This is a genomic window from uncultured Virgibacillus sp. (assembly GCF_947495635.1).
Lineage (GTDB): Bacteria > Bacillota > Bacilli > Bacillales > Amphibacillaceae > Virgibacillus > Virgibacillus salarius.
The window spans coordinates 1-20,486 of the sequence record NZ_CANMAB010000011.1 but is presented as its reverse complement, the minus strand read 5'-3'; the positions used below and the strand labels follow the sequence as shown (position 1 = coordinate 20,486).

General features: G+C 32.9%; 19 protein-coding genes and 1 riboswitch. Of the genes, 12 read left to right on the top strand and 7 right to left on the bottom strand.

What is annotated here, in order from left to right; translation table 11 throughout:
• Positions 1-18 precede the first annotated feature (18 nt).
• The 3 genes from Q1A47_RS04235 to Q1A47_RS04225 all read right to left on the bottom strand — a co-directional run bounded on the left by Q1A47_RS04235 (position 19) and on the right by Q1A47_RS04225 (position 2,755).
• Positions 19-1,476, bottom strand: coding sequence for a CoA-acylating methylmalonate-semialdehyde dehydrogenase (locus Q1A47_RS04235; protein ID WP_166530274.1), 1,458 nt, complete (start codon positions 1,474-1,476; stop codon positions 19-21).
• Between the two features lie 74 nt (positions 1,477-1,550).
• Positions 1,551-1,940, bottom strand: coding sequence for a tautomerase family protein (locus Q1A47_RS04230; protein ID WP_026682279.1), 390 nt, complete (start codon positions 1,938-1,940; stop codon positions 1,551-1,553).
• Entirely contained in the window at positions 1,931-2,755 is an 825-nt protein-coding gene (locus Q1A47_RS04225) for a DeoR/GlpR family DNA-binding transcription regulator (RefSeq protein WP_228088937.1), read from the bottom strand. The genes Q1A47_RS04230 and Q1A47_RS04225 overlap by 10 nt, the downstream gene beginning before the upstream one ends.
• Positions 2,756-3,236: 481 nt before the next feature.
• Between Q1A47_RS04225 and Q1A47_RS04220 the strand changes: the two genes are divergently transcribed.
• From Q1A47_RS04220 to Q1A47_RS04200, 5 genes are all read left to right on the top strand, one after another.
• Entirely contained in the window at positions 3,237-4,004 is a 768-nt protein-coding gene (locus tag Q1A47_RS04220) for a DeoR/GlpR family DNA-binding transcription regulator (protein ID WP_166530273.1), read from the top strand.
• Positions 4,005-4,122: 118 nt separating this feature from the next.
• Positions 4,123-4,419 (top strand): PTS sugar transporter subunit IIB, encoded by a 297-nt coding sequence (locus Q1A47_RS04215; RefSeq protein WP_166530272.1) that lies wholly within the window; start codon positions 4,123-4,125, stop codon positions 4,417-4,419.
• Positions 4,420-4,421: 2 nt separating this feature from the next.
• On the top strand, positions 4,422-4,739 hold the full coding sequence (locus Q1A47_RS04210) for a PTS lactose/cellobiose transporter subunit IIA (protein ID WP_166530271.1): 318 nt from the start codon (positions 4,422-4,424) through the stop codon (positions 4,737-4,739).
• 483 nt (positions 4,740-5,222) lie between these two features.
• Entirely contained in the window at positions 5,223-6,242 is a 1,020-nt protein-coding gene (locus Q1A47_RS04205; RefSeq protein WP_026682386.1) for a Gfo/Idh/MocA family oxidoreductase, read from the top strand.
• 38 nt (positions 6,243-6,280) lie between these two features.
• Positions 6,281-7,873, top strand: a complete 1,593-nt coding sequence (locus Q1A47_RS04200) for a solute:sodium symporter family transporter (RefSeq protein WP_166530270.1) — start codon at positions 6,281-6,283, stop codon at positions 7,871-7,873.
• 417 nt (positions 7,874-8,290) lie between these two features.
• Here the strand turns inward: Q1A47_RS04200 and Q1A47_RS04195 are convergent, their stop codons facing one another.
• Positions 8,291-9,481 (bottom strand): MFS transporter, encoded by a 1,191-nt coding sequence (locus Q1A47_RS04195; protein ID WP_166530269.1) that lies wholly within the window; start codon positions 9,479-9,481, stop codon positions 8,291-8,293.
• A gap of 64 nt (positions 9,482-9,545) precedes the next feature.
• Positions 9,546-9,645: riboswitch (purine riboswitch) on the bottom strand.
• A 247-nt stretch (positions 9,646-9,892) separates the two neighbouring features.
• Here Q1A47_RS04195 and Q1A47_RS04190 point away from each other — a divergent pair.
• The 4 genes from Q1A47_RS04190 (at position 9,893) to Q1A47_RS04175 (ending at position 15,173) form a co-directional block, all read left to right on the top strand.
• Positions 9,893-10,384, top strand: coding sequence for a hypothetical protein (locus Q1A47_RS04190; RefSeq protein ID WP_211911261.1), 492 nt, complete (start codon positions 9,893-9,895; stop codon positions 10,382-10,384).
• A gap of 23 nt (positions 10,385-10,407) precedes the next feature.
• A complete protein-coding gene (locus Q1A47_RS04185) occupies positions 10,408-10,665 on the top strand; it encodes a hypothetical protein (RefSeq protein ID WP_211911258.1) in 258 nt (85 codons plus the stop codon).
• Between the two features lie 616 nt (positions 10,666-11,281).
• The gene (locus Q1A47_RS04180) at positions 11,282-11,950 is read left to right on the top strand and encodes an ABC transporter ATP-binding protein (protein WP_299630789.1); all 669 of its coding nucleotides are present in this window, start codon (positions 11,282-11,284) and stop codon (positions 11,948-11,950) included.
• Positions 11,943-15,173 carry an ABC transporter permease gene (locus Q1A47_RS04175; RefSeq protein WP_166530267.1) on the top strand — a complete coding sequence of 1,077 codons (3,231 nt, stop codon included), beginning with the start codon at positions 11,943-11,945 and terminating at the stop codon, positions 15,171-15,173. The genes Q1A47_RS04180 and Q1A47_RS04175 overlap by 8 nt, the downstream gene beginning before the upstream one ends.
• A 93-nt stretch (positions 15,174-15,266) precedes the next feature.
• Here the strand turns inward: Q1A47_RS04175 and Q1A47_RS04170 are convergent, their stop codons facing one another.
• From Q1A47_RS04170 to Q1A47_RS04160, 3 genes are all read right to left on the bottom strand, one after another.
• Positions 15,267-16,217 carry a hypothetical protein gene (locus Q1A47_RS04170; protein WP_166530266.1) on the bottom strand — a complete coding sequence of 317 codons (951 nt, stop codon included), beginning with the start codon at positions 16,215-16,217 and terminating at the stop codon, positions 15,267-15,269.
• A gap of 121 nt (positions 16,218-16,338) precedes the next feature.
• Positions 16,339-16,647 carry a hypothetical protein gene (locus Q1A47_RS04165; protein ID WP_299630784.1) on the bottom strand — a complete coding sequence of 103 codons (309 nt, stop codon included), beginning with the start codon at positions 16,645-16,647 and terminating at the stop codon, positions 16,339-16,341.
• 189 nt (positions 16,648-16,836) lie between these two features.
• Positions 16,837-17,379 (bottom strand): hypothetical protein, encoded by a 543-nt coding sequence (locus Q1A47_RS04160; RefSeq protein ID WP_166530264.1) that lies wholly within the window; start codon positions 17,377-17,379, stop codon positions 16,837-16,839.
• Positions 17,380-17,482: 103 nt separating this feature from the next.
• Here Q1A47_RS04160 and Q1A47_RS04155 point away from each other — a divergent pair, with 103 nt between their 5' ends.
• The 3 genes from Q1A47_RS04155 to traF are packed head-to-tail and all read left to right on the top strand — an operon-like array spanning position 17,483 to position 20,392.
• Positions 17,483-19,282: an ABC transporter ATP-binding protein gene (locus tag Q1A47_RS04155; protein WP_166530263.1), complete on the top strand. Its 1,800-nt coding sequence runs from the start codon at positions 17,483-17,485 to the stop codon at positions 19,280-19,282.
• Positions 19,275-19,829, top strand: a complete 555-nt coding sequence (locus Q1A47_RS04150; RefSeq protein ID WP_166530262.1) for a MauE/DoxX family redox-associated membrane protein — start codon at positions 19,275-19,277, stop codon at positions 19,827-19,829. Before Q1A47_RS04155 ends, Q1A47_RS04150 begins: the two co-directional genes overlap by 8 nt.
• Before the next feature lie 14 nt (positions 19,830-19,843).
• Entirely contained in the window at positions 19,844-20,392 is a 549-nt protein-coding gene (traF, locus tag Q1A47_RS04145; protein WP_166530261.1) for a conjugal transfer protein TraF, read from the top strand.
• Positions 20,393-20,486: the final 94 nt, after the last annotated feature.

Genomic DNA, 20,486 nt, shown 5'->3' with positions numbered 1-20,486 from the left:
AAAGCTGGTATTCTCTTATTATGAAAAATCAGGTTCAAGATAACGAGCTGTTACTACCTTCTTACGCGTATAGAAATCTACACTGTCTTTGCCATTAGCATGCAATGTACCATAGAAGGAAGACTTCCATCCAGAGAATGGGAAGAATGCCATTGGAGCCGGCACACCTAAGTTGATTCCTAACATCCCTGCATCGATGTTTTCGCGGAAGTAGCGTACGGACAATGCACTTGTAGTGAATAGGCAAGCACCGTTAGCAAATTCAGATTGGTTAGCAAATTCAACAGCCTCTTTTAAGTTTTTCACACGTACAATAGACAGTACGGGAGCAAAAATTTCATCTTTCCAGATGGACATATCTTGAGTTACCCCGTCAAAAATAGTTGGTCCAACAAAGTAACCGTCTTCTAGTTGTTCATCGCGGCCGTCACGAATTAATGTAGCTCCTTCTTCAATACCTTTTTCGATGTAGCCAAGTGTACGTTGTTTTGCCTCATCGCGAATAACTGGTCCTAAGAAGATACCTTCATCTAGGCCATTACCCATTTTAATGTTGTCAGCAGCTTCTTTTAATTTAGCGATAAATTCATCTGCAACAGAATCTTCTACTGTTACAACGGCGCAAGCCATGCAACGCTCTCCAGCTGAACCGAATGCTGCGCTAATTACTTCTTTAGTTGCTAAGTCTAAGTCAGCATCTGCTAGTACAGTAGAGTGGTTTTTCGCACCAGTTAATGCCTGAACGCGTTTTAAGTTTTCACTTCCGCGTTTGTATACATATTCTCCAACAGGCTTAGAACCTACGAAGGATACTGCCTTCACAGCAGGGTGATCTAAAATACCATTAACCACATCATGTGCACCATTAACAATGCTGAATACACCCTTCGGAAGACCAGCTTCATCTAATAATTCTGCAAGTCTAGCTGCAAGAATAGGTGTCTTTTCAGATGGTTTTAAGATGAAGGAGTTACCTAAAGCGACTGCCATTGGGAACATCCAGCATGGAACCATCATTGGGAAGTTAAATGGAGCAATCCCGCCGACAACCCCTACAGGATAACGATAGTTTGTAGCTTCTACATCTGTTGCGATTGTTGCAAGTGAATCACCCATCATTAGGGTTGGCGCACTAGCAGCAAATTCTACGTTTTCAATACCACGTCCAACTTCACCTAATGCTTCACTAACGCTCTTTCCATTCTCTTGTGTAATTAATTTAGCTAATTCTTCTTTATGTTCCTCTAATAGGTTTTGATATTTAAATAAGATACGAGCGCGTTTTGCTACAGATACCTTTTTCCATTTATCTTGAGCTGCCTGAGCGGATTGTACGGCATCTTCGAAATCTACAGAAGTAGAGATTGGTACCTGAGCTAATACCTCTTTTGTAGCTGGATTATAAACATTTTCATAGTTATCAGTTTTACTTTCGACCCACTCACCGTTAATAAAGTTTTTTAGTTTTTTAGACATTTGATATCCTCCTCTTTATTCTAACAACTTCTAATACTAGTAATCTGAAAGATAGATAGCGCCTTCATAAATCTCTAGAGATCACCTGTTAAGAATTGGGCTTTTCCAAAGCCAAAGCTCCATTCTCCAGCTCCGTTTGTAACAAACGTTATCATTACATCCTTCGAATCAATCTGGCACTCAGACTTTAATTTGTCAGTCAAAATTCGATAAAAGTCTTGCTTCATTTTATCGGTTCTTTGCGTGCTGATTACAGTAAACAAAAGTACATTACTACTTCTACTAAATCCTAATCCAGTATCTTCTAGTATCATTTCATATGGTTCATGTTGAGTAACGATTTGATAGCGATCTCCCTCAGGAACTTGAAACGTTTTCAATAAAACATGATGCGTTACATCCATAATCTGTTTGATTTCTTCAGGCTTTTTACCTTTTATTAAATCAATTTTTACTAAAGGCATTTCTTTACTCCTTTATTCGGATTTGCAGTCACTAGCTCAACTTTATTATTCGTACAATATTCGACATACTTGTTATTTGGTAATCGATCAGTAATGAGATAATCCAATTGATTTAAGTCGCAATAAGTAGTGAGGGCGACTTTATCAAATTTTTGGTGATCAACTAATAAAAACTTCTGATCAATTTGTTTAGCAATATAGGATTTTAACTCTGTTTCCTCAGGAATTGAACTTGTAATACCATTTTTAATAGAAATGGCAGTTGCAGCTAAAAAAGCTTTGTTGATATTGTATTTTTTAATAATTTCCTGTGCCTGAAGGGTTGTGAAAGATTGAGATCTTCGATCGAGCAATCCTCCGAGACTATAAACGGTAAGATTCTCAAAAGGAATCGTTCTCAGAATAATGTCAATATTATTAGTGACAATTGTAATCGTTTTTTCTTGAATATGTTCTATCATTTCCAATACCGTTGTACCTGTGTCTATAAAAATAATGTCACCTTCTTGAACATATGTAGCAGCTTGTTGTGCAATTCGTTGCTTTCCTGCTAGATTTGTTTCTTTCCGGTAGGTGAAGGAAGTTAAAGGTTTTGTTACTTCATTATTTTGTGATTTTTCTTGTACAGGATTTTTTACAGCTGCACCACCGTGGACTTTTATGATTTTTCCAGATTTTATTAATTCTTGTACATCATTACGAATTGTATTTTTAGAAACAGCGAACTTATCAACGAGTTCATCGTAGGAAGCTTGTTGCTTATGGGTAATATATTCTTCCAATTTAGCGATGCGCTTAGATTTGATGTTGATCACCTCTTTTCTTGTCTAAGATTATAGCACATAAAATACAAAAAGTTAACAACAATATTACCAAAACTTTATATAAAGTTAGATAAATTATGTGTATAAGTTTTAAGTTTGGTTGTCTATGGGTATAGTAGTTTTCGTGCATTTGATTCATTAAATATGACTTGGAACTCTCGGATTATATAATGTAGAATAAGACTATCTTTATAAATGTAAACGGATTTGTAATAAGAAGAAATAAGTTTAAAGTAGGATTGCTGACTTAGTAGGTAGTAATAGAAGTAAATGGTGAAGACTATGATTAAAAGCTTATTGGAAAGGAAGTAAATACCAGGGGGATTGAATTACGATGTTTTATTCATTGGTGAAAATGATTTGATTTGTGCATAAATTATTAAAAAGTTAATATATAGTTAACATGAATATGATTGCACGAACTTATCTTAGCATTGTGGAAGATGAAAAAATAAAGAAGGGAGCACTTAGTATGTTAAAAGCACAACGAGTAAATGCCATACTCGAATTTGTGAAAGAGAAAGAGTCCGTATCACTTGATGAGTTAGTGGAACGATTTGATGTATCAAAAAATACAATTAGGCGAGATATACAAGAACTTGTTGATGGAGAAAAACTAGTGAAGGTATACGGTGGAGTTTCAATAGCAAAACCTTTAACAGTTCCTTATCAAGATCGTAAAATAAAGCAATTTAATGAAAAACAACAACTTGCTAAATTAGCAGCAGAATTTGTTGAAGAGGGAGATATTATTTTTATTGATTCTGGTACAACTACTGTAGAGATGCTAGAATTTATGAAACATAAAAATATTACCATTGTAACCAATAATTTAGATTTCACATTGGATGCCAGTGCATATCCGAATTTACATATTTATTCAACTGGTGGTGTTTTCGAACGATCTACAAGGTCATATGTTGGAACAGAAAGTGCAGAAGTAATTCAAAAGTATAATTTTAATAAAGCTTTTATGGCTTCGACCGGTATCTCTTTAGATAAGGGGATAACAAACTCTTCGCCTTTAGAGACACAAGTAAAAGCAAAGGTGATTCAGAAAAGTGAGCAAGTATTTATACTCGTTGACCATACAAAATTTGATAAATATGCATTAACTACCTATTGTGATTTTAGTGAAATTGATTATTTAATAACAAATCAAGAACCACCGATAGAATACATTAAACACAGTGAGCATAATCAATATAGCGTTTTATACCCCAGTCATATTAGTGTATAGTGAAAGGTTGACTTAGCTTAAGGCAACAAATTAGTAAGCTCTTACAGTAAAATATCACGTTTTGTATGCTTACGATTTGTGTGGATAAAAATAATAAATTACAGGAGTGGTGATAATTTTGGGTAAAGTAATTGTAGTCTGTGAAGCTGGGATAACTACGAGTTTATTAGTAAAAAAATTAGAGGATCTTGCTAAGGAAAAGAGGGAGGATTATGATATTCAATCCAAAAGTATGGAAGAAGGGTTAGACTATCTGAAACAGAATAAAGTTGATGTTGTATTATTGGGTCCACAAGTTCATCATGTAGCTGATAAATACATCGAATCGACAGATGCTAAAGTGGTTAAAATCTCTGTAAGTGACTATAATACAATGAATATCTACAGCATTTATGAGCAAATGAGTGAGTTATAAGGATGTTAATTGATGTGCAAGTATTTATGCCTTTAATTATGGAAGCTTCACAAGCAAAGACATTCGCTTATAATGCATTGGAGTTTGCAAAGGGAAGAGATATCACAGGATATGAAGAGGCGATTTCTTATGCAAAAAAGCATTTGATAAATGCCCATAATAAACAAACGGAGCTACTTCAGTTAAATTCTAGAGAGCAGCAAGCTGATGTCAATGTTTTTTTAATACATGCGATGGATCATGTGACAAATGCTCAAATAATTTGTGATATGGCACAAGAATTAGCAGAGCTTCACTTGAAAATGGCAGAAAAAGTATAAAGCTTATGATGTAAAAAGAGGCTGAGATAAAAGAATGAAGAAACAGTAAAAACGAACGATAATTATTCAAAATTAATTATCGTTCGTTTTTTTGATTATAAACATTCATTTAGCACCTGAAATAGGCGAGACTCCTGCGGGAACAGCACGAGTCCGAAGATCCACTTGGTAAAGGTTTTTTCTTTACCAAGTTAGCTGAGGCCGTGCCCCGCGGAAAGCGAGTATATTTTCACGGTGCGGCGTGATAACATGATTATTCGTGTTTTGAGTAAAGAAGTTGTGTTTTATCTCAGGTTCTTTTATGGAAGGTAATTTGTATAGTATGAAAGTAATTCTACTATAATTCAATTATATCACAAAAAATAACAAATAATTGACCAATATTTAACTAATACTTGACTAATTATTACATGTTGTACTAATATATAACAAAGATATAACTAATAATAACATTTAACTAAAATTATTATAGGAGGAAATAAAATGGAAACGCTTAAAATAGGTGTAGCTGGATTGGGAAGGTTGGGTTTAATTCATGCAGAAAATATATATAACATGAAAGGAATAGAATTAACAGCAATCTCTAATCTAGATGAGAAAATAAACAAAAAAGTGAAAGAGAAATATAAGGTTCCTTATACTTACACAAGCTATGAGGATATGCTGGAAAATCCAGAATTAGATGCAGTTTGTATTGTAACCCCGTCTGGATTCCATACAGAACATATAAGATTAGCATTAGCAAAAAATTTACATATATTTTGTGAGAAGCCAATTGGTTTAGATGTAGAAGATATTAAAAATACGATTAAAGTTATTGAGAAACATGATCGTATTTTTCATTTAGGGTTTATGAGAAGGTATGACGAAGACTATTTATACGCTAAAGAATTGATAGATAATGGAGGAATTGGAGATATCTCACTAATTCGTTCATATAGTATTGACCCAATTCAAGAATTAGATAGTTTTGTAAACTTTGCAAAAAAGAGTCCTAGTGGTGGGTTATTTCTAGATATGAGTGTTCATGATATTGATGTAATTAGATGGTTAACTAATTCGGAAATTTCAACCGTTTGGGCTACCGGTAATAATAAAGCTGCTCCTGAATTGAGTGAAGTGAATGAGTTAGATATGGGAACGGTGACTATGAAATTAGAGAATAATGTAACCGCTTTACTTGTGGCGGGTCGTACCGCTTCACATGGGTACCATGTAGAGACAGAAATCATTGGGACTAAGGGAATGATTCGAGTTGCCGCAGCACCTGAAAAGAATAAAGTGACAGTATTTAACGAGCATGGTACAGTTCGCCCGTCCTCACAACATTTTCCTGAGCGATTTGCGCGAGCATATGAGAATGAAATAAAAGATTTTGTACGTTGTATTCGTGAAAATAAGTCACCGGAAGTAACAAGTCTTGATGGATTACGAGGAACAGAAGTGGCTTTAGCCTGTCAAAAATCGTTCAATGAAAATAAATTAGTAGACGTTAAATATTAAGAAATATCTGAATAAATCATTTGTTAGGGGGGAAAGAGTTGAATCTATTTAGTATTTTTAGTTTTGTGTTAGTATTGGCGTTCATTTACTTATATGCTTATTATCGCAGTAGAAGCATAGATAAAAAAGATTCAGAGGGGTATTTTCTAGGTGGCCGTTCTCTCGTCGGAACAACTGTTGGTATGACTATTATTATGACAAATCTTTCTACTGAACAATTAGTAGGTCAAAATGGTCAAAGTTATGTAGCTGGTATGGAAGTTATGGCATGGGAGGTAACAGCTTCTGTAGCCATTGTTATGCTAGCTTGGGTTTTCTTGCCGAAATATTTTAAATATGGTGTAAATACGATTTCAGATTTTATTGAGATTCGCTATGATACGTTTACAAAAAGAATAGTTTCCATCCTCTTTATAGTTACTTATGTAGTAAGTTTTATGCCAGTTGTATTATATTCCGGTGCATTAATTTTTAATGATTTGTTTGGGATTGAAGAGCATCTTGGTGTTAGTAACATAACTGCAGTTGTCATTATTTCTACAGTTATTGGCTTGGTAGGTGTTACGTATCTGTTTGTAGGGGGACTTTCACTTATAGCACATAGTGATACGCTGTATGGAATTGGTCTCCTTCTTGGCGGATTGACAATTGCAGTTTTAGCAGTTATTGCTTTAGGGGAAAATAGCTTTTTCCGTGGTTTAGATATATTTTTAAATAGTTCCCCTGAAAAACTAAATGCATGGGGAGCTCTAGATTCATCTATCGTACCATGGCCAACTTTATTTTTAGGAATGCTATTTAATAATTTGTATTTCTGGTGTACAAACCAAATGATTGTGCAAAAAGCACTTGCAGCTAAAAACTTAAAGGAAGCACAAAAAGGGGCAATGTTCGTTGGTTTCTTTAAAATTACAGGCATGTTATTCTTAGTTATTCCTGGTATTTTAGCTTACAATATGTTTGGTGAAGGAATGCAAATGGACCTTGCTTATCCTGCATTAGTAGCAGAAGTGTTACCTAATTGGGCTGCCGGATTTTTTGGGGCAGTAATATTTGGAGCAATTATTAGCTCTTTTGTAGGGGCGCTAAATGCTACTGTTACTTTATTCAGTTTAGACTTCTACAAGCCGGTTATTAATAAGCAGGCAACAAACCATCAAATAGCAAAAGCAGGAAGAATTCTAACGGTTGTAATTGGGATAATAGTTGTTTTGATAGCACCTTTTATTTCACTTTTCCCACAGGGATTATATGCAGTAATCCAAGAGTTCAATGGATTATACAGTATGCCACTTTTAGCTATCATTCTAGTTGGTTTCTTTTCTAGAAAAACATCTGCTACTGGGGCGAAAGTTGTATTAATATTTCACATTATTGTTTATGCGCTTTCAAAGGTAGTGATTCCTGATGTACATTATTTATATGTCTGGAGCGTTTTGTTCCTATTAGATTTAGGTATCCTATATTTCTATAGCCAGTTGAAGCCGGATCAAGAGGACTTTCAATTTGATAAATATAAAAACAAAGTTGATATTACTCCTTGGAAACATTCTAAGTGGGTAGGTATTTTAATACTGGTTATTGTAGTAGCATCTTATATTGTTTTTTCTCCACTTGTATTAGCGAAATAAATATCTAGAAAGCAAACATTTTTTATGGATATAATGTTTGCTTTCTATTTTTGTCAAAGCTTCGCGTTTTTCTAGCTATTCTACCTAGTTTCTTTCTGTTCTAATGGAGCTTATTTTATCTTCCTTGAACAGATCGCTCTGTACAATGGTTTAAGAGAAAGCTATTTTAGAAGAAAGCATTCGTGTTTGTTTGGATCAAGGAAGGTTTTAATAGGAAGCCTAGTGAGGAATGGAAAGTGATACCTACCTTCATTTGTTCTTTATTAACTCAGTAGTTCCGGTGGATTAGAATATGCTGACTCTGAATTGTCCCCTAATAATCCAAGGTAAAGAACAATTGGATTTATTTTAAATCTAGATGCTATGGAAAACGATGACTAAATGGTCTTTCTAATAAAGATTAGCTTAACCCTACCATTACCCTCGATCACTCACCGTATCACCAACCATTGCTCCTTCTTCATCCTTCTTCTTACTTGTTATAGAAAAAGCAGCAAACAGTAAGGATACAATCACAAGTGCGCCACCGAAGTAAGCTGCATTGGTAACTGTTCCAGTTTGATTTAATACGAGTCCCCCAGATGCGGATCCGATAGAAATGCCGATTTGCAGTGCTGAGTTATTGAAGCTTTGCTGAATGTCGGATGTTTCTGGATCTGTATCAATCAAATAGCTTTGTTGTGGTGGAGATAGACTCCAGCTCAGTGCTCCCCAAATCATCATCACGGGGATGAATAGAACAAGGGAGAAGGTCGTTAATGGTAATAAGAATAGCATCGCAGCAAAGGTCGTGATTACGAAAATGATACTTTTCTGCGGACCAACCGAATCAGATAGGTACCCTCCAAATGCTCCTCCGCTAACTGCTGCAATTCCAAATAATAGATAACAAATACTTATCCAATATGCATTCATATGGAGTTCAGTCTCTAGAAATGGTGTGAAGTATGCATACAGCGTATAATGTCCTGCTAGCATAAATACCGTTGCCAAATGGGCACTACCAATTTTCAAGCTAGCAACAGCTTTTAACTGTTGTTTGAGTGGAACTACTTTTCCACCTGGAATTTGTTCTAAGAAGATGGAAATAAGCACAAACGAAATAATAGATAAAATGGCAATGCCAAGGAAAATCACACGCCATCCGAAGTTATCGGAAATGAGTATTCCTAATGGCACACCCATGACAAGGGATGAACTAATCCCCATATAGATAAGTCCAAGCGCCTTTGCTCGATGTTCTGGTGTAACAATCTTGGCAGCAATCGTTAACGATAGTACTACAATCAGTGCTGTACTCATCGCACTTAAAACCCTTGCAATCATCATAAATGTAAAATCAGGGCTGAAATACGTCATGATATTACTGATGAAAAAGATACCTAAGGAAATAAGGTATACTTTTTTACGCTCCAATTTACTTGTTAGAACAAGTAATACTGGACCAAAAACTGCATAAATAAGTGCGAAAACGGTAATAAACTGTCCAGCAGAGCTAAGAGAGGTATTTAAATCCTCTGCAATCGTAGGAAGTATTCCACCAACGATCAGTTCAACAAGTCCAACCGCAACAGTGGATAATGCTAATATAAAAACTTTTCTATTCATATTCTGTTTTTCGTCCTTTCTCATAGATAGTTACTTAGGAAACAAAAAAATCCTGATTACAAAAAATGATAGACTCATTTTCTGTAATCAGGATTTTATGGTTCCTGGTAGAGACCCCCAAGCCATATTCTTGAGGTTATACAGTGTACGATTTATTTTTAGTGAACACTTGAATAGTTTACTAGGAGTTAGAGAAGTTTTCAAGTGTAAGATTATTCTAGTATAATTTTAATTAGTATGGATGGAAAAGAGAATTAAGCGCATAGAACGCGTTTAAATTGTCTAATCAACGTGACGATAATATAACCGGCAAATAAAATAATTAGAGAAATGTATACATAACGTAACGAACGATACAAGTAATTCTACAATTACATCGATTTGGTTAGTATAGTGAAAGGGCTGATTAGAATGTTCTATCCTTTAGAATTACAAAATAATACGTTGAATATTCCAAATTCTGAGGTTGAGAAAACTACATTTAAAGATCTAGGTTTAAGAGAAGCTCAATTAGAGGAATTTTTAGCTTCTAATCTAGAATTGTTAGTAGAAGATGATGAAAATTTATTATTAGTCGGACAACAAGTTCGTAATATAAGTAGTGGACGCACAGATTTAATAGCTGTTGATGAAAATGGAAATCTTGTGTTAATCGAAATAAAACGTGATCTGGATGACATTAAATCTCGAAAAGAGCCTTTTGAGTTTCAGGCGATCAGATACGCAGCAACTCTTGCAAAGATAAATAATGTGGAAACGCTGGTAAATAAAATTTATGCACCATACATTGAGAAAAAAAGAGAGATCTCACAACAAGGACTAACTGCCGTAGAACAGGCTCAGCGTAATTTGAATACATTCTTGGAAAGTAACGAATCAAAAGGGATAATTCAAATCGAATAAGTAAAAAAAGATATCTGCCTAGAATGAAGGAACTATTTGAGTGGGGGATACTATCACCAAATCAAAAAGTATCTATTAAAAATCAAGATAATTTAGATGCAACTGTAGTAGATGAAAAAACGGTTTCATTTAATGAGAATATAATGTCTTATAATCAATGGGGAAAAGTTGTAACAGGCTGGAGTGCAATGAGTGTATATGAATGGATTATTCCAGAAGGACAAACAAAAACGCTTCATGAACTTCGTTTAGAAAGATTAGATAACAGACAGTGGGATTAGTGAAAAATTCTAGATAAGGATAGTAAGCGTTTTTTTACTCCAACAACGCTTCTTACCTGTAAATATGAAAATAAGCATTGGGAGGTTAATATCAATGCTTATTTTTTTCCTCTTATTTACCACGGTGAACCGTACCTCAAGTAAAACCGATATTTGTTTTATATTATAGAAAATTTATGGTAAATGAAGGGGAAATATTTTGTGTTTTGTTTACATGCTCACCAATCAAGGAAAGAACTAAATTTATAAAGAAAATATGAAGCCATACCTGATTCACCTATGGGGGAATAATTCCAAGTTGACTTTGGTCATACCAAAACATAGAAAACTCATGATACTAAAGAAGTAAAGCTCAACTATATGGCCCTTGTTTCATCTCATTCTTAATATAAATACAAAGAATGTTTACACAGATCTAATGAACACACTTTGAAACGTTAAGGGAAATTACTAGTTAATATAAGTTGTTGTTATTTTTTTAGGGAACTCATTTACATTATCTGCTATAAACAAGGTATGTATTTGTTTTATTTATGTTATAGTTAGAATAAATTAATTATAAAGAAAATTCTATAAAGGGGGAATTGGTTTGGCTCATGAGATAGAATGTATAAACGTGAGCAAGGTATTTCAAGGGGATGGTATCAGTACATTTGCTTTAGATAATATTAACTTACAGTTTAAAGAAGGAGAATTTGTATCAATTGTTGGTCCTTCAGGCTCTGGTAAGTCAACTTTACTTAGTCTGTTAGGTGCGTTAGACCTTCCGACTAAAGGAAAAATAAATTATGGAAACAATCCAATAAATAAATTAAGTCAGAAAAAACTTGCTGATTTTCGATTTAAAAATATTGGATTTATATTCCAACAATTCCATCTATTACCTTATCTTACATCTATAGAAAATGTTATGGCTCCATTATTTTCACGCAAAATAAGCTACGATAAAAAAGAGCGTGCAGAAGGATTGCTATCTCAAATAGGTTTGGAAGATAAATTTAATTCATTACCCTCCCAGCTCTCCGGTGGACAGCAACAGCGTGTGGCAATTGCTCGTGCTTTAGTTAATGAACCAAATTGGATTCTAGCAGATGAACCTACTGGAAATCTAGATACTTATACTGGTGAAATTATTTTTGATCGTTTAATTACTCTGAATCAAGAAAAAGGGTGCGGTGTAATTTTTGTAACACACGACCCGAATTTAGCATCACGAGCAGAGCGCATTATTAGAATGAAAAATGGGAAGCTAATCAGTGATACTAGGAGTGAGTCTTATGTTTAGGTTCATTTGGAATTCCTGGTGGCGTAACAAGGAACGCTTCTTATTATTGATTATTGGCGCTCTTATCGTAAGTATTGGTCTTAGTTATTTAGTGGGTATTACCCAAGCATCAAACGCAACAATAGTGGATGAACTACAACAGAGATGGAAATCATCATACCACATTGTTGTACGTCCGCCCGATTCTCGTAGTGTGACTGAAGAACAAAACTTATTAGAGCCAAATTATCTCAGTGGACTTTCTGGTGGTATAACGCTCAACCAATACAAAGAAATTAAGAAAATGACAGATATTGATGTAGCAGCTCCTATTGCTATGATGGGATATATGCAAAATTCTACTCAACTTAATCAAGTTAACTATTCAGAACCAGGTATTTATCGTATGACAATAAAAGAAACAACTAATACAGGTGTTAAACAGGAAGTAGATGAAAGTAACATTTATTTTACGGTAAATTGGGATGTCCCAAAAGATACAAGTGAATATGGTGTTACTAGATTTTTAGGGGATTTATCGTATGGAACGAATGTATTAATTGCAGGTATTGATCCGAAAGCAGAAGCAGAACTAGTAGGTATTAATCATGCAATTGTGAATGATAGTGAGTATCTTAATGAGAAAGATTCTGTTAAAGCTGAAGAAGTCATTGATGGAATTAAGACAAATAAAATACCGGTCATTATAAGTAACCAAGAATATGTAGACGGTAAAATTAATTATACAATTGAAAAACTCGAACTACAGTTTGGAGATGACCCTACTTCTGTAATGGAAAAAATTAAGGAAAAAGGTGGGAAATCTTATTTAGAAAAAGTTGCTGGGACTGAAGTTGATCAATTTAACTATACCACTAAGGAAGCCCATCAAAAAGTTGTCAAGCAAATTAGTGACAATATTAATTCTAAAGATTCTAGCTGGATGCCGTATAAACCCTCTTCAGTAAATTACCGAGAAGTAACTAGCCCATACGTTGAAAGGTGGCCATTTGCTTATGAAGTAGAGCCGTATATTGTACCAGAAGATTCATTACTTGCTGTTAATTATGCCTATCGTCCAATATCTATGTTTGGTGACGAAAGTTCTTCTTGGCCGAGAATTCAATTAGACTTTAAAGGGGTATTTGATCCAAGTAAATTAAATGTATCCAAAGATCCTTTAACAGAACTACCGATGGAAACTTACTTTCCTTCCAAAGCGCAATGGGTGTTAGATGATAATGGGAAACCAATTAATCCTCCAAAAAAAATGAAACCATTAAATAATCCATACGGTTTTTTAACAAAGCCACCTTTAATGCTTACTACACTGCAATCTGCTGCCGAAATATTAGGAAATGAACCCATATCTGCAATTCGTCTGAAAATAAAGGGTGTAAAAGAATTAAATAAAGAAAGTGAACAAAAGCTACAGGCAGTTGCGAAAAGAATAGAAGATAAAACAGGTTTGTTAACTGATATTACCTTAGGATCGTCTCCACAACCAGCACTCACCCATATTCCAAAAGTAGGAAATGAAAAGAGTATCGGTTGGGTGGAACAGCCTTGGATTAAACTAGGATCATCTGTAACCATTTTTCAGGAATCTAAAGTAGGGATGTCGGGTGTTATTGCAAGTGTTATTATTGTGGCAATTGTATATGTGTTTTCATCAAATATTATTATGATGTATGCAAGAAAAAAAGAGTTTGCAGTCTTGCTTTCCATTGGGTGGAGACCGAATCAATTAAGCAAATTACTCTTTATTGAGGCAACACTAATTGGTTTATTTGTGTCGATAATTAGTTGGCTTATTCTTGGGCTGATATATGTAATGCATGATATACAAACATCAGCTATTCGCTTATTTCTTATTGGCATAATGGGTATTACTATATATGTAGCGGGGGCTATTATTCCTGGGTTATTAGTGAGAAAGGTTCCTCCATTTGAAACGATGAAAGCGGGAGAAGTATCCACTCATAAAAGACATTTATTTAAAACTAAAACAATTCTTAGTATGAGTTTCAAGAACCTGCTTACAAAGTGGAAACGAAGTATTTTATCAGTAATATCTATCGCATTGCCAACAAGTCTGTTAATCTTCTTCTTGTTTGTCACTTTTCATTTACGTGGAACTATGTTTACGACATGGCTAGGTGAGTATGTAGCATTAGAAGTTGGGATGATGCATTATGTAGCGATGGGCGTTGCAATTGCAATCGCTATTTTAACTACCACGGAAATTATTTGGCAAAATGTAGCGGAAAGGCAACCTGAACTTGCGGTTCTTAAAGCAGTTGGATGGCAGAACAGAACAATTCGATTGTTAGTGCTAATTGAAGGTGCAATAAGCGGATTAATTGCTGGGTTGCTTGGAATAATTTTTGCCTTCGGAATGGTATGGGGAATATATCATCAGTTTCCAATTGAAAGAATACCATTCTTTCTCCTTACTATTTTTATTCCAATTACTACCGGCATAGTAGGGGCAACATTACCAGCAAAAAAAGCAGTAAAAATACAGCCTTATGAAGGGTTGACTGGTGGTGTTGTCAATTCAAAGAAAACTGAAAAAAATTTCCGGTATGTGTTTAGCACAATGGGTATTTGTCTATTTATAGGTATTATTGCTTTGTTGGCGCAAGCGATCCCTGATGTACAAGAATCAACTAATAATAAGCAATCAAAAGCTTCAGATGTGAAGGGAACTTCGGGAGAAGTTAAAGAAGTTTTTTCATCTGACCATAGCCAATCGGAAATAGATACAACTATAGAAAAATCTAAAAAAGAGTCTTTGCAAAGTATAGTTAAAAGTGCAACAAAGGTTTTTCATTTAGGTAAAACCTATCAAGATGGAGATAGAAGGTTTACTTTTACATTATTGGAGGAGGCTCCAACAGATATTGAAAAGAAAAGTGAGGATACAAAATTCATAACTATATCCTCTGAATTAGTTAGAGATAAAATACCTTTAGCAACGGTTATTGATTATCAACCGCATATAACGTACCGCTTGGTTGATGACAAAGGTTTCGAATATGAGCCAGTAGATTATCAAGTTTTAGAGTCAGAAAATTGGAAGGGAAGAATACGATTAGGATCACCTGGAAAAGTTAAGTTGTCACTGACTTATGAGGTACCTAAAGATACTAACAATTTGATATTGAAAGGTTTTCACAGATTTTGGGCAAAATCAGGTATTCTTGTGGTAAAGATGACTGGTAAAGTAGAGCAGGATTAAAAATATAGCATAAAATGAATCTCCAATGATATTATAATAGGCTGGTTCTTGTCCAGCCTTTTTAGGTTTATAGAACAAAGATTAAGACTAATATTATGTATATTTTAAGTAGAAAGTCTTTAATTGATTATGTAGATCGTCATAGTTATCCAAGTTTTGTACTAAAGCCATGTTCGTCCGTGCATTCAATTTTTTTAATTTGCATTGTGTTCTACTATTAATATAATTAAATTCCTTTAAATTTTTAAATATATTATCAAGTTTTTGCAACCCATATTTACTGAAAAGGAAATAAACTAATAGAAAACCTTGGTTATATATTTCATGACCAGATCTATAGTCAAGTTTGTTTAATTCTGATAAGGATAAGAGAGTATAGCCAACATCCTTTAGAACTTTTTTTACATAATTTTCCGAATTACTCGCAGAAAAATTAATAGAATTACCTTTAAATATAAAAGATTTTTCTAATAGAACAGCTAGTCCTTCTTGTAGCCACAGTGAAGCATTATCATTAGTGATATTTGAAAGCATTTTATGTGATAGTTCATGAGTTAGCATTTGTAAAAAAATTTTTGTCTTTTCTTTCGTATAATGGGGTACCAAAATTTTAATAGATTCTTTTTCTTCACTCCAACCGTACGTTGTAAAACAGGGTATGGAAGTTGAGATTTGATCTAAAGTGCTAAATATTTTAATTTTAACCTGATTTGGATTCCATTTAAATAATTTATTGTAATTATCTATAATTCTATTGCCATAATTTATTGCTAATAAAGCCTGGTCATGAACGTCTTTAAAGTATTTTACGTCTATATTCTGGCTTTTAACATTTAAAAAAGGGTAATCATCTAGTATCCATTTACTATGAGAACTATCTTTTACTATACGGTATACTACACTATAATCTTTAACCCTTCCAGACGGTCTAGTAATTTTTAAATTAAAATATAGCAGTCCCTGCTTCTTATTACATAGTTTAATTTTATGGACCGAAGGTTCAAAAATAAAGAACTGCTTTTTTTGAGCTACTACTTCCTCCATCCATCTATGTTGCTCCTCGTAAAAAATAGAGTTTAAAGAATTCTGGAAACTCATAAATGTATCGATATCATTATTGTTTATGCTTTTTATTAAACCAGAAAAGTGTTTTTTAATCTTGTATTTAACTTGTTTTCTCTTTGTAAATAAATTCAGAAGCCATCTTGCAATAATATAAATCCATATTCTTTTTACCATTATTTAGCATTCCTTTCTCTAAAAATAAGACTGCCGACTTTTTTATCGGCAGTCTTATTTTTGCTTGCTCGTCAGACGGATTTAAAAAGTTAACAGGGACATTCTGCAACAAATTCTGAGCATACTGTGCCATCACGCCCATCATATACTTCTCTGCACAATGCATCTCTCTTGAAAATTCTAAAGCAATCATAGTCATAACAGCAATAATCTTTACTCTTACGAAACGCAGCATCTCCACATGGTACATATTGCATAATCTTCACCTCCTATTGAGGAATTATATTAATAGTTTTATTAAAACTACTAAAAACTAAGAAACATATTATATATAATTATTGAATGTTCAAACTATTAAAAGAGATTCTTAAGGGGAAAATTGTTAATTGTCAAGATTTGATTCAGGTATCCCTTACTATAATAGTTATAAAAAGTGAATTGCTTTATATGGAACTGGAGTAGCATTTTCTGCAATATAATTGTGATTTATTTTTACAAAAGCTGGCATAAACTTGAGTTTTAAAGTTTTGTATAGTGACTGATTTACTAGGTAGACCCTAAAAGAATTATTGTATAACATTACTAATTCTTTCGCTTTATCAACATCTTGTTCCTTAAAAATAACAAAGTAATTATCTTTTTGGTTACTGTTGAAGAATTCTTCAAAGTTAATACTACATTGAAGACAACTTTTATCCAAAAAAACTAAAATACTATCATTGTGAACCAAATTGTGTAGTTCAATATAAGAATTATCCCAAGGGTCCTTAAGTATTAGATTAGGAATTTTAATGCCTTGGGCAAACCCACTAGAATTAATATTTAATTCTCGCTGCTCAAATCTTTTTTCTACAGAATCAATCCATTTCTTATATTTAGACCACCAAGTAAGTAATCTATACAGTAGGTAGATAACCATAACAAGGCATATTAAAATTAAAAGACTGTTTATAAAATTAAAATACAATTTATCACACCACACAGTAATTTATTTACAATTCTTACATTTCATTTTATACTATTATTTAAAAGAGTCAACCTATTCTGAAAAAATATTGGAGTGTAATATTTTGCGAACTAAACAAATTATTTCATCTTTATCCTTCAGTTATAAAAGTGTATGGGGTGTTAGTAGAATAGGTCTAACGGTAATTCTAACTACCAAAATTATTCTAGGATTTCTACCTTTACTTAGTGTATGGCTTTTTGAAAATTTATTTGATAGTATTTTGGCTGCTGTAAAGGAAAATGCATTTTCTATAGAAATTATGTTATATCTAGCGGGTCTAGCGGGGACGGTATTTTTTGCTTTTGCATTTAACAAGTTTACAGATATAGTAAGGAGTATTTTAATCTATAAATTTGAAGTGAAAATGAAAGGAAAACTTTTTAATTCAGCTAAAGATATATCGTATATTAACTATGAAGATCCACGATTTCAGAATAGTTTTTTACGTGCTTTTACTGGACAAAAAAATATTATCAGTGTGGTTGATAGTAGTACAACTATTATTCAAACTACGATTTCCCTCATATCTGTCTTAATATATTTAATAAATATTAGCAAATATTTTTTAATTCTTTTATTTGTAATGGTTATTCCATTAATCTTTATTGAAACTAAATATGGCAAACAAAGATTTAATTTATCTAAAGGGTTAGTTGAGAGAGGACGTAAGGAAAATTACTTTGAAAGTTTATTAATAAGACGTGAATCCTTAAAAGAAATTAGAATAAATAATCTTGAGAACTTTTTTATCTTAAAATGGCAAACAAGTTATATAAAAAACGCAAAAGAAAAAATAAAACTTGATATCAAACAAACAAAGTGGTTATTTCTTGCAAATTTACTTCTTTTCATTTCATTTATTGGTTCAGGTACCTATGTATACTATTTAATGGTAAATGGATTATTAACAATTGGTGCATTAGCAGCTGTTTTACAAGCTATACAAAGATTACAAGGAATAGTCCCCAGTTTTACAGGGAGTTTATCAAATTTCTATGAGTATACTTTGCATGTAAGAGAATTTATAAATTTCCTGCCGCCAATTAATAAATGCATTGAGGAAAAAGAGACGATTAATTCATTGGAGTCAATCGAAGCTACCAACTTAACGTTCTATTATCCAGATAAATTAGAGCCTAGCCTTGACAATTTAAATCTTAGTATTAAGAAAGGGAAGAAAACTGCTATTATAGGAGGTAATGGGGCGGGAAAAACCACTCTAGTTAAGTGTTTGACAGGTCTATATGATACAAATGATATGATAAAAATAAATACTGAATATGATATATCAAAAATTATAAAAAAAAGCTATTGGGATAAAATTAGTGTGCTTTTTCAAGATTTTAATAAATACGACCTTACAGTGAAAGAAAACATCGGTATGACTAATCTTGATAAGTTAGAGAATAAGGAAGCAATCGCTAAATATATGAAATATACAGGTTTACATACTTACGTAGAAAAATTACCTTTGAAATATAACAGTGTACTTGGAAGGCTATTCAATGGTGGCCAAGAATTATCTGGCGGGCAGTGGCAAAAATTAGCAATAGCAAGGGCTTTATTCAAAGAAGGGGATATTCTTTTTTTGGATGAACCAACTTCTGCACTCGACCCTGAAAGTGAGCTATTTGTAATTGAAAATCTTTTTGAAGTAATCGGAGATTTAGGAGTTGTTTATATTACCCATCGTATCAATGTGGCCATGCTCGCAGATGAGATAATTTTGATGGAAAACGGTAGAATAATTGAACAAGGATCACATGAAAGATTAGTTAAACAGAGGGGAAGATACTTTGAGCTTTACAATAAGCAAATTGAACAACTAAAAAAGAGGAGGGGTGGTGTTTCGGTTGGGTGATTTTTTTATTTCTATAGGTAGTTATTTAATTTCGATTATTTTTATTGCTTCTTTTATTGATAAGATAACAAATTGGAAAATTTTCAAAGTAAAGGTAGAAGAATATAGAATAATACCAAATCGTTTAATTAAACCTTTAAGTACAATTTTTATGGCTACTGATGCTTACATAGGTTTTATGTTTTTATTAAAAGAAATAGGTCTATTGAATATACTGTTATTAGTTTTCATATTGATAGTATATACTACAGCTATATTAATTAATTTGTTTCGAGGTAATATTTATATTTCTTGTGGATGTGGTGGCGTTCTTGAAAGCGACAAACTATCTACCTTACTTGTATATCGTAATATAGTATTGATAATTTTAGGTATTTCTTTGTTGAAAATGAATGATTTTCTAAACATTAACTCGGACAGCTACATTGTTCTTCCTTTTTTAGTTTCTATAGCAATCCTATTATTATATGGTGTCGCTAAAGTATTTATCGAACATAATATAATGATTAGAAAGTTACGTGCTAGGTTAGTATATTTTGAAGAATAACAGGGGGAGTTTATATGATCATGGATGTTATGATAACGGTGATTCTCGTCTTACTTATAGCAGTTCTAGGTATTCTTTATTACATGTTAAAATATAACAGTAATTTTCTAAAACAGATTCAAAGTATAAAGGGGATTCAATTTAATACATTGGATATAGGTGAAGAATCTCCTCTCTTTAGAGTGATGGATGATAATGGGAAAAAAGTTATTGCAAAACAGTTATTCTATAATAAGAATACTTTAATATTATTTGTGAATTCTAAGTGTCCAATTTGCAAATCAATTTTAGGTAAAGTGGACTTAATAAATGATAATTACGATCTTAACATAATTGTGATAAATAATGATGAGTCTTTAGATGATTCGCTAATTAAAAAGTTATTACCACTTTCCATCACTTACATTAGATCAGTTTATATAACGACAGCGTATCATGTCTATACTACTCCAATGGGAGTTCTTATAGAAAACGGGAAAGTTAAACAGTACAGTAAAATATCGGATTTTTATGTACTTAATAATATGTTGGTTTCTGAGAAAGGAAAACAAATAGCAAATTAAACAATTAGTTAATCATATGAATCAATTTCATAATTGCTGTTTTTAAAAATGCATAGAGTTGTTCCTTGATGATTTTCAAGTTTTTTTAATAAAG